A 7,573-nucleotide genomic window follows, 5' to 3' on the forward strand; every position below is an offset into this window, starting at 1 on the left:
CACCACGGTTTCGGCCGCCTCGCATCCGAGGGGCGAGACGGAACGCCGAAGGCGCAGTATCGCCCCTCGGATGCGAGGTCACGAGGCCGAAAACCCGCGGCACCAGCCGCCAGAGATACAGGAGCTTCATATGGACGACCAGCAGTTGATCTGCGCGGGCCGCACCGTCATCGTCACCGGCGCGGGCCGGGGGATCGGCCGCGCGCACGCGCTCGCCTTCGCCGCGGCGGGCGCGCGCGTGGTGGTCAACGACGTCGGCACCGCGCTCGACGGCGCCGAGACCACCGAGACCCCGGCCCAGCAGGTCGTCGACGAGATCGTCGCCGCCGGTGGCGAGGCCGTCGCCAACTACGACGACGTCGCCGACTGGGAGGGCGCCCGGCGTCTGATCCGCCAGGCCGTCGACACCTTCGGTGGCCTCGACGTGCTGGTGAACAACGCCGGCTTCGTGCGCGACCGGATGCTGGTCAACCTCGGCGAGGACGAATGGGACGCGGTGGTTCGCGTGCATCTCAAGGGCCACTTCGCCACGATGCGGCACGCGGCCGAGTACTGGCGGGGCGAGTCGAAGGCGGGTCGTCCGGTCGATGCTCGCGTCATCAACACCAGCTCCGGCGCCGGTCTGCAGGGCAGCGTCGGCCAGGGCAACTACGGCGCGGCCAAGGCGGGCATCGCCGGTCTCACCCTCACCGCGTCGGCCGAGTTCGGCCGCTACGGCGTCACGGTGAACGCGATCGCGCCCGCCGCCCGCACCCGGATGACCGAGACGGTCTTCGCCGAGACCATGGCCGCCCCCGATGCCGGCTTCGACGCGATGGCGCCGGAGAACATCTCCCCGCTCGTCGTGTGGCTCGGCAGCTCCGAGTCGGCCGGGGTGACCGGCCGGATGTTCGAGGTGGAGGGCGGAAAGGTGGCGCTCGCGCAGGGCTGGCGCCACGGTGCTCCGGTCGACCGCGGCGCCCGCTGGAACCCGGCGGAACTCGGCCCGGTCGTGGCCGAACTGATCGAGAAGAGCGTCGAACCGGAACCGGTGTACGGCGCATAGCAAACTCATGGAGCGCAGGCCGGGGAAACCTCCCCGGCCTGCGCTTTTGCATGTCACGCCCGTTAAGTGGGCTGGACGACTCTTGCTCTCTCCTGCGTGGAGGCAACGGTGGGTTTACCATGGGCTACTGTTCGTCGATCCCGGAATGTGTCGCGACCGGGGGTAATGCTGCGCTGAACGGATGAGGGGATGACAAGCGCATGGCCGTTGGTCGCATGGTGCGCGTGCTTGCCGCTGCGAGCGTGCTGGCCGGATCTGCTCTGCTCTGGCCTGCTCTCGCCGCCGCCGCACCGGAAAAGCCACCGACTCCCGCCGCCCAGGCGCCCGGGAGTGGAAGCAGTGGACAGGGCAATGACAACGGTCAGGGCAACAACCCCGCCGAAGCCAACGGCAACCAGGGCGACACCGGCAACAACCCAGCCGATCCCCAGCACGCCGCCGGCGCGCCCGTCGCCGGTGAGGGCGAGTGGCAGCCGCTGAACATCCCCGGCCAGTCCACGCATGACGTTCCGAAGAAGGAAGTCAACGGCTCCGGTTCCGCTGCGGGCTCCGCTGCCGCCGGTTCGGCCGCCGCTGGCACGGGTTCGGCCGCCGCGGGCGCTGTCCTCGGCACCGGCTCCGCGGGTCTGGGCCTGCTGCTCGGCACCGGCTCGGCAGGCGTCGGCGCCCTCCTCGGTACCGGTTCAGCCGGTATCGCGGCAGTCCTCGGCACGGGTTCGGCCGGCGCCGCAGGCGTCCTCGCGACCGGTTCGGCGGGCGCGGCCGCAGTACTCGGTACCGGTTCGGCCGCGGTCGGTTCGGCCGCTGCGGGCACCGGATCCGCTGTCCTCGGCCTGGGCTCCGCAGTCCTCGGCACCGGTTCTGCCGCAGTGGGTTCGGCGGCTGTCGGCTCGGCTGCCGTGGGTTCCGCCGGTACGGGTTCGGCCGCGGTCGGCTCGGCTGCCGTCGGTTCCGCCGCGGTGGGCTCGGCCTCGCCGCTGCTCTTGCTGCTGATCCCGATCCCCTCCGCCCCGGCAGCGCCCGCATTACCCTCGATCGCGATTCCGCCCGCGCCCTCCGCGCCGTCAGTGCCGAATATCGCTGTGGCAGTGCCTGTTCCGGCGGTGTCACCGCCCGCGGTCGCGGCGCCCGCGCCCGCAGCACCGCCCGCGCCCGCCCCGGCGGCAGCACCGAATCACGCGTTCAAGCCAACCAGCGACAACAGTGGCCTGCCCGAACCGAAAATGCTGTCGGTGATCGGCGGCCTGATCGCGTTGGCCCTGGCCGGTACCGGCTCGGGCGCGGTGAGTTTCCAAGGTGCCGCGGCAGCCCAAGCACGGGTGAACGCGGCGCGTGCCGAATTCTTCGGACCGAGGTCGTGAGGGGATCTTCGATGAGCAAGAGCAAGACCCAGAGCACCTCCAGGTCCTATCGCCGTGTCGCCGCCGCGGTGGACGCGGTGTGCGCGGTCGCCGCCGACTCCGACGCGACCACCCTCGATGAGGTCGTCGCGGCGATCTCGCGCGAGCGGAAGCGCGAAATCGAGATCACCAGTGCGCAATTGGGCCCCGGCGTGTGCGGTCAGCGCCGGTTCTACCCGGAACGCGACATCATCGTCCTCGCCGACGCGCTGCCGAGTCGCGATCACACCCTCGCGCACGAACTGGGCCACATCGTCTTCGACCACGAGGGCGCGCCCGCGGTGGAGACCACGCTCGAGGTCAGCGACGACCTGATCGCCTACATGCTCAGCCAGCGCGCCCACGCCGAGATCGTCGACGACGGCGCCGACGATCTCGCCGAGTGGGAGGCCGAGACCTTCGCGGCCATGCTCATGACCCGGCTGCGCGTGTTCAACAACCGGGGCGCAGGCGTCTCGGTCCTTCGATTCGATGAGGCACTCGGATGACACTCTGGTTGACAGCCCTGCTGGTCTGGGTTGCCGCGGGTGCGCGAGTGGGTCGCGTGCTGGTCAAGCCCGCGACGACCGCCCGCGTGGCCATCGTCGTCGCGGTCGCCGCCGTCGCACTCGCGGCGACCGTCGCGATTCCCGATATCGCGGTGGCCGTCGACAATCTGCGGCCCGGCGGCCTGCGCAGCGGCTGGTTGTCCACCGGCATCGTCGGTTCGGCGTGGATCCTGTTCACCACGGCCACTTCGGTGGTCGCCTCGGCGGCGTGGCCGGTGGTCTCGCGCCGCAATCTGCGCCAGATCGCGCTGGTGGTCTATGGCATCGGCGCCTCGGCGATCGCGATCACCCTGGCGTGGTCGTTCACCTTCGGCTGGATCGTGGTCGCGCTCGGCGCGGTCTTCATCGTGACCACCGGTCTGCGCAACCTGGACTGGACCACGCTGGGTCGTGGCATCGCGATCTACACCGCCGGAACGGCTTTGGTCGCGGTGCTCGCTGTCGCCAACGCGGGCCGCGGTTTCCAGAACGCCGAGCCGACCCCGCCCGGCGAGCCGACCTGGGGTTGGCAGGCCTGGGAGATCGCGAGCCTGCTGATCGCGTTCGGCGCGGTGTCGATCGTGGTCGAGTTGTGGTGGCGTGCGCGGATGACGCTGCGCCGCATCCGTCCGCTGCACAAGCTGATGATCGGGCGGTTCCCCGATGTTGTCGCCCCCGAACAGAACGCCACCTCGACCCAGCTGAAGGCCTCCGACCACGTGGCGCAGGTGATGGACGCGCTGTATCTGCTCTCCGGCAGCGGCATCGTCATCCCGGCGGCGGGTGAACCGCCCGCCTCGGTGCCCGAGCGTGCCACGGTCGTCGCAGAGTGGGCGCGAGATCCGTTGGGAGACTTGTTCGTCGACGCGCGCTGGATCGCGCCGCCGCAGGGTGTGAGCCCGCGCGGCTGGGTACTGGCGATCGCGACCAAGTACGACGCGGCCGTCGCCGCGGCGGGCGCGACGCCGAAAAGCGCGGCAGCCTCCACCTGAATATCAACACAGAGAACGGGCCTGAGCTGGTGGATTTCACCGTCTCAGACCCGTTCGCTGTGCACGTATCCGGTGTTTTCTCGGCCGTACCCAGGACACCAGCAGGTGCGTCAGGCCGACCGTTGCGTGGATCCTATTCCGTTCCGTCCGGAGGAATTTCGGGCAAGCCTTCGCTGGCCCTCAACTTCTCCGCCATGGAGGTGAGCAAATTCTGTGATTCTTCCGAGAGGTCGAATGCCCTGCTCGACAGTCGACGCAGCCCGTAGCCCTGCAGCTGCGCGAGCAGCTCCAGGTCGTGATCGATCTTGGCCGCGTAGATGTCGTTGAAGAAGTAGTCAGGCTTGACCTTGAAGAACTTCGCCAGGGCGGCCACCGTCTCGTCGGACGGGTTGGTTCGTTGTCCCGACCGCAGCTGCGAGAGATACGGCTTCGAGATCGGATGCCCGGAGGCAGTCAGCGCAGCCGCAACCTCTGCGTTGGTGTGCGGCTTGCGCCCCGGAGGATGCACGGTTTCGAACAGCTTGTTCAGCCGCGCCGCGAAATCAGCCATTGTGAGCCGCCCAATTCCCTTCACTGTACTAACAGTCGTTATCTCGGATACGTATCATTGATATTAGCGGCTCAGTAACTGAAAACCTACGCCTGATTCGGGATTTCTCTACGGTTTCCGACGCTCACCTGCGTGCAGGGGCGGCGGCGGTCGCGTTTGCGGGTCACGCCAACGACTCTTGTCGAGCCCGAGGGTGCCGGGGTTCGTGCCCGTCGCGGGGTTCTTCAACCATTGGTCGATGGTAGCCCGAAGTTAGCTGATGTCTCATGTTCCCCCTAGCCCCCTGGATTGTGTGGCGTACGACACGTTCCGGGCGCCCTGGGATGAATGTTCAACCTGGGCGCCCGGTTTCGGTCAAGTCCAGTCTACAGGCGTTCGATGATCGTTCCGGTCGCGAGCGCGCCGCCTGCGCACATCAGCACCATGGCCGTGCCCTTGCCCGTTCGTTCGAGCTCGTGCAAAGCGGTGGTGATGAGCCGGGAACCGGTGGAGCCGACCGGATGCCCGATTGCGATCGCACCGCCGTTGACATTTACCCGGTCCATGTCCGGCTGATGTACAGAAGCCCACGAAAGTGCGACCGACGCGAATGCTTCATTGATCTCGAAAAGGTCGATATCCGCAATCGTCATTCCGGAGCGCTCGAGCAGCCGGGTGCACGCCTGCACCGGACCGTCGAGGTGGAACTCCGGCTCGGCGCCGACGAGCACCTGGGTGTGGATGCGCGCCCGCGGCCGCAAACCCTTGTTGCGCGCGACGGTTTCGTCCATCAGCAGGACCGCGGCGGCGCCGTCGGAGATCTGCGACGAGGTGCCGGCGGTGTGGATGCCGTCGGCGACGACGGGCTTCAGCGCCGCCAGGCCTTCGAACGTGGTGGCGCGCAGACCCTGGTCGCGAGTCACCTCCAGCTTCTCGCCGGTGGCATTGCCCTCGCCGTCGAGCACGGGCGCCGACACCGGAAGCACCTCGCGGTCGAAGCGACCCTCGGCCCAGGCCTGTGCGGCCAATTGCTGTGAGCGCAGGCCGAATTCGTCGATGTCGGAGCGGGTGATGCCGCGCCTGCGGGCAATTCGCTCGGCCGCGCCGAACTGGTCGGGCAGATCGATCGACCACGACGCGGGCCTGCGCGGGCCCGCCTCGGTGCCGACGTTCGCGCCGAGCGGTACGCGGCTCATGGCCTCGACGCCGCAGGCGATGCCGGTGTCGATCGCGCCGGTGGCGATGAGGCCCGCGACGAGGTGGTTGGCCTGCTGTGCCGAGCCGCACTGGGCGTCGATGGTGGTGGCGCCGGTCTGCCAGGGCAGGCCCGCGTGCAGCCAGGCGACCCGGGTGACGTTGTTGGACTGCTCGCCCGCCTGGGTGACGCAGCCGCCGATCACCTGTTCGACCTCGGCCGGGTCGATGCCTGCCCGATCGAGCAGGCCGCGCTGGGCCAGGCCGAGCAGCTCGGCGGCATGCAGTCCCGAAAGCTGTCCGCGGCGCTTGCCGATCGGGGTACGCACGGCCTCGACGATCACGGGTGTGCCCATGTGATTCTCCCTCGTAACTGCAACAAGTTCTGTTCCTACGCCCAGGGTAAAACCGCGTGGTTCTTCCGTCACGCCAACCCCTGTGCTTGAATGATTGTAGAACGTGTTTCAGTTTGTCGAAGGAGACATCTGGTGGTAGATCCGCGCACCGAACACGCCGGCCCCGGTCAAGCGACGGGTACCCGGCCGAACCTGCCGGACGGGTTCGACGTCACCGACCCTGCTATCTACGCCGAGCGTGTCCCGACAGAGGAATTCGCGGAGCTGCGGCGCGCGGCTCCCATCTGGTGGAATCCGAAGTCGCCCGACGTCGGCGGGTTTCACGACGACGGGTTCTGGGTGGTGAGCAAGCACGCCGACGTGAAGGAGGTGTCGCGGCGCAGTGACGTGTTCTCCACCTACGAGAACACCGCGATCCCGCGCTTCAACGACGACATCACGCGCGAGCAGATCGAACTGCAGCGCTTCGTCATCCTCAACAAGGACGCGCCGGAGCACACCAAGCTCCGCAAGCTGATCGCCAAGGGTTTCACCCCGCGCGCGGTCAACGGTCTGCGGGCCGAGCTGTCGGCGCGTGCGGAGAAGATCGTGAAGGCCGCGGCCGAGTCGGGCGGCGGCGACTTCGTCACGCAGGTGGCCTGTGAGCTGCCGCTGCAGGCGATCGCCGAGCTCATCGGTGTGCCGCAGGAAGACCGGATGAAGGTCTTCGAGTGGTCCAACGACATGACCGGCTACGACGATCCCGACAATGTCGACGTCGACCCGGTCGCCGCGTCGATGGAGCTGCTCGGCTACTCGTACCAGATGGCCGAGGCCAGGAAGGCCTGCCCGGCCGACGACCTGGTCACCACGCTGATCGAGGCCGACGTCGACGGTGAGGCGCTCACGCCGGAGGAGTTCGGCTTCTTCGTCATCGTGCTGGCCGTCGCTGGCAACGAGACCACCCGAAACGCCATCAGCCACGGCATGATCGCCTTCATGGAGAACCCCGACCAGTGGGAGTTGTTCAAGAAGGAGCGCCCCTCCAGCGCGGTCGACGAGATCATCCGCTGGGCGACGCCGGTGACCTCCTTCCAGCGCACCGCGCTCGAGGACACCGAGCTGGGCGGCGTGCAGATCAAGAAGGGGCAGCGTCTGGTGATGCTGTACCGCTCGGCCAACTTCGACGAGGACGTCTTCGAGAACCCGGAGAAGTTCGACATCATGCGCCAGGACAACCAGCACCTGTCCTTCGGCGGCACCGGAGCGCACTTCTGTGTCGGCGCGAACCTGGCCCGCCTGGAGATCGACCTGATCTTCAACGCGATCGCCGATCACCTGCCCGACATCACCAAGGTGGGTAACCCGAGGCGCCTGCACTCGGGCTGGCTCAACGGCATCAAGGAGCTCCCGGTCGACTACAAGACCTCGGGTTGCCCTGTAGCGCACTGAGTTTTTGGAGCGCTGGCGCGCTCGAGGTCGCTGTGTTTGTTGGAGCGCTGGCGCGCTCGAGGTCGCTGTGTTTGTTGGAGCGCTGGCGCGCTCGAGGTC

7 protein-coding genes are annotated in these 7,573 nt (G+C 68.1%); 5 read left to right on the plus strand and 2 right to left on the minus strand.

The window, feature by feature from the left end; all coding sequences use genetic code 11:
* Nucleotides 1-130 precede the first annotated feature (130 nt).
* From ACWF82_RS34130 to ACWF82_RS34145, 4 genes are all read left to right on the plus strand, one after another.
* A complete protein-coding gene (locus ACWF82_RS34130; RefSeq protein WP_452507693.1) occupies nucleotides 131-1,045 on the plus strand; it encodes an SDR family oxidoreductase in 915 nt (304 codons plus the stop codon).
* A 200-nt stretch (nucleotides 1,046-1,245) separates the two neighbouring features.
* Complete coding sequence (locus tag ACWF82_RS34135; RefSeq protein ID WP_452507694.1) at nucleotides 1,246-2,406, plus strand: hypothetical protein; 1,161 nt, start codon at nucleotides 1,246-1,248, stop codon at nucleotides 2,404-2,406.
* Nucleotides 2,407-2,417: 11 nt separating this feature from the next.
* The gene (locus ACWF82_RS34140) at nucleotides 2,418-2,933 is read left to right on the plus strand and encodes an ImmA/IrrE family metallo-endopeptidase (RefSeq protein WP_452507695.1); all 516 of its coding nucleotides are present in this window, start codon (nucleotides 2,418-2,420) and stop codon (nucleotides 2,931-2,933) included.
* Nucleotides 2,930-3,964 (plus strand): hypothetical protein, encoded by a 1,035-nt coding sequence (locus ACWF82_RS34145; RefSeq protein ID WP_452507696.1) that lies wholly within the window; start codon nucleotides 2,930-2,932, stop codon nucleotides 3,962-3,964. Before ACWF82_RS34140 ends, ACWF82_RS34145 begins: the two co-directional genes overlap by 4 nt.
* Before the next feature lie 133 nt (nucleotides 3,965-4,097).
* Here ACWF82_RS34145 and ACWF82_RS34150 read toward each other — a convergent pair whose 3' ends face one another.
* Both ACWF82_RS34150 and ACWF82_RS34155 read right to left on the minus strand, forming a co-directional pair.
* Nucleotides 4,098-4,514, minus strand: a complete 417-nt coding sequence (locus ACWF82_RS34150; protein ID WP_019044759.1) for a helix-turn-helix domain-containing protein — start codon at nucleotides 4,512-4,514, stop codon at nucleotides 4,098-4,100.
* Nucleotides 4,515-4,879: 365 nt separating this feature from the next.
* Nucleotides 4,880-6,043, minus strand: a complete 1,164-nt coding sequence (locus ACWF82_RS34155) for a steroid 3-ketoacyl-CoA thiolase (protein ID WP_452507697.1) — start codon at nucleotides 6,041-6,043, stop codon at nucleotides 4,880-4,882.
* Between the two features lie 132 nt (nucleotides 6,044-6,175).
* On the opposite strand from ACWF82_RS34155, the gene ACWF82_RS34160 reads away from it, so the two are divergent.
* Nucleotides 6,176-7,474, plus strand: coding sequence for a cytochrome P450 (locus tag ACWF82_RS34160; RefSeq protein ID WP_379078489.1), 1,299 nt, complete (start codon nucleotides 6,176-6,178; stop codon nucleotides 7,472-7,474).
* Nucleotides 7,475-7,573: the final 99 nt, after the last annotated feature.

The sequence above is a fragment of the Nocardia sp. NPDC055053 genome (assembly GCF_053608285.1).

Bases quoted from the DNA above. Each gene is read 5' to 3' on its own strand.
- ACWF82_RS34130 (WP_452507693.1), top strand. From the start codon at position 131: ATGGACGACCAGCAGTTGATCTGCGCGGGCCGCACCGTCATCGTCACC.
- ACWF82_RS34135 (WP_452507694.1), top strand. From the start codon at position 1,246: ATGGCCGTTGGTCGCATGGTGCGCGTGCTTGCCGCTGCGAGCGTGCTG.
- ACWF82_RS34140 (WP_452507695.1), top strand. From the start codon at position 2,418: ATGAGCAAGAGCAAGACCCAGAGCACCTCCAGGTCCTATCGCCGTGTC.
- ACWF82_RS34145 (WP_452507696.1), top strand. From the start codon at position 2,930: ATGACACTCTGGTTGACAGCCCTGCTGGTCTGGGTTGCCGCGGGTGCG.
- ACWF82_RS34150 (WP_019044759.1), bottom strand. From the start codon at position 4,514: ATGGCTGATTTCGCGGCGCGGCTGAACAAGCTGTTCGAAACCGTGCAT.
- ACWF82_RS34155 (WP_452507697.1), bottom strand. From the start codon at position 6,043: ATGGGCACACCCGTGATCGTCGAGGCCGTGCGTACCCCGATCGGCAAG.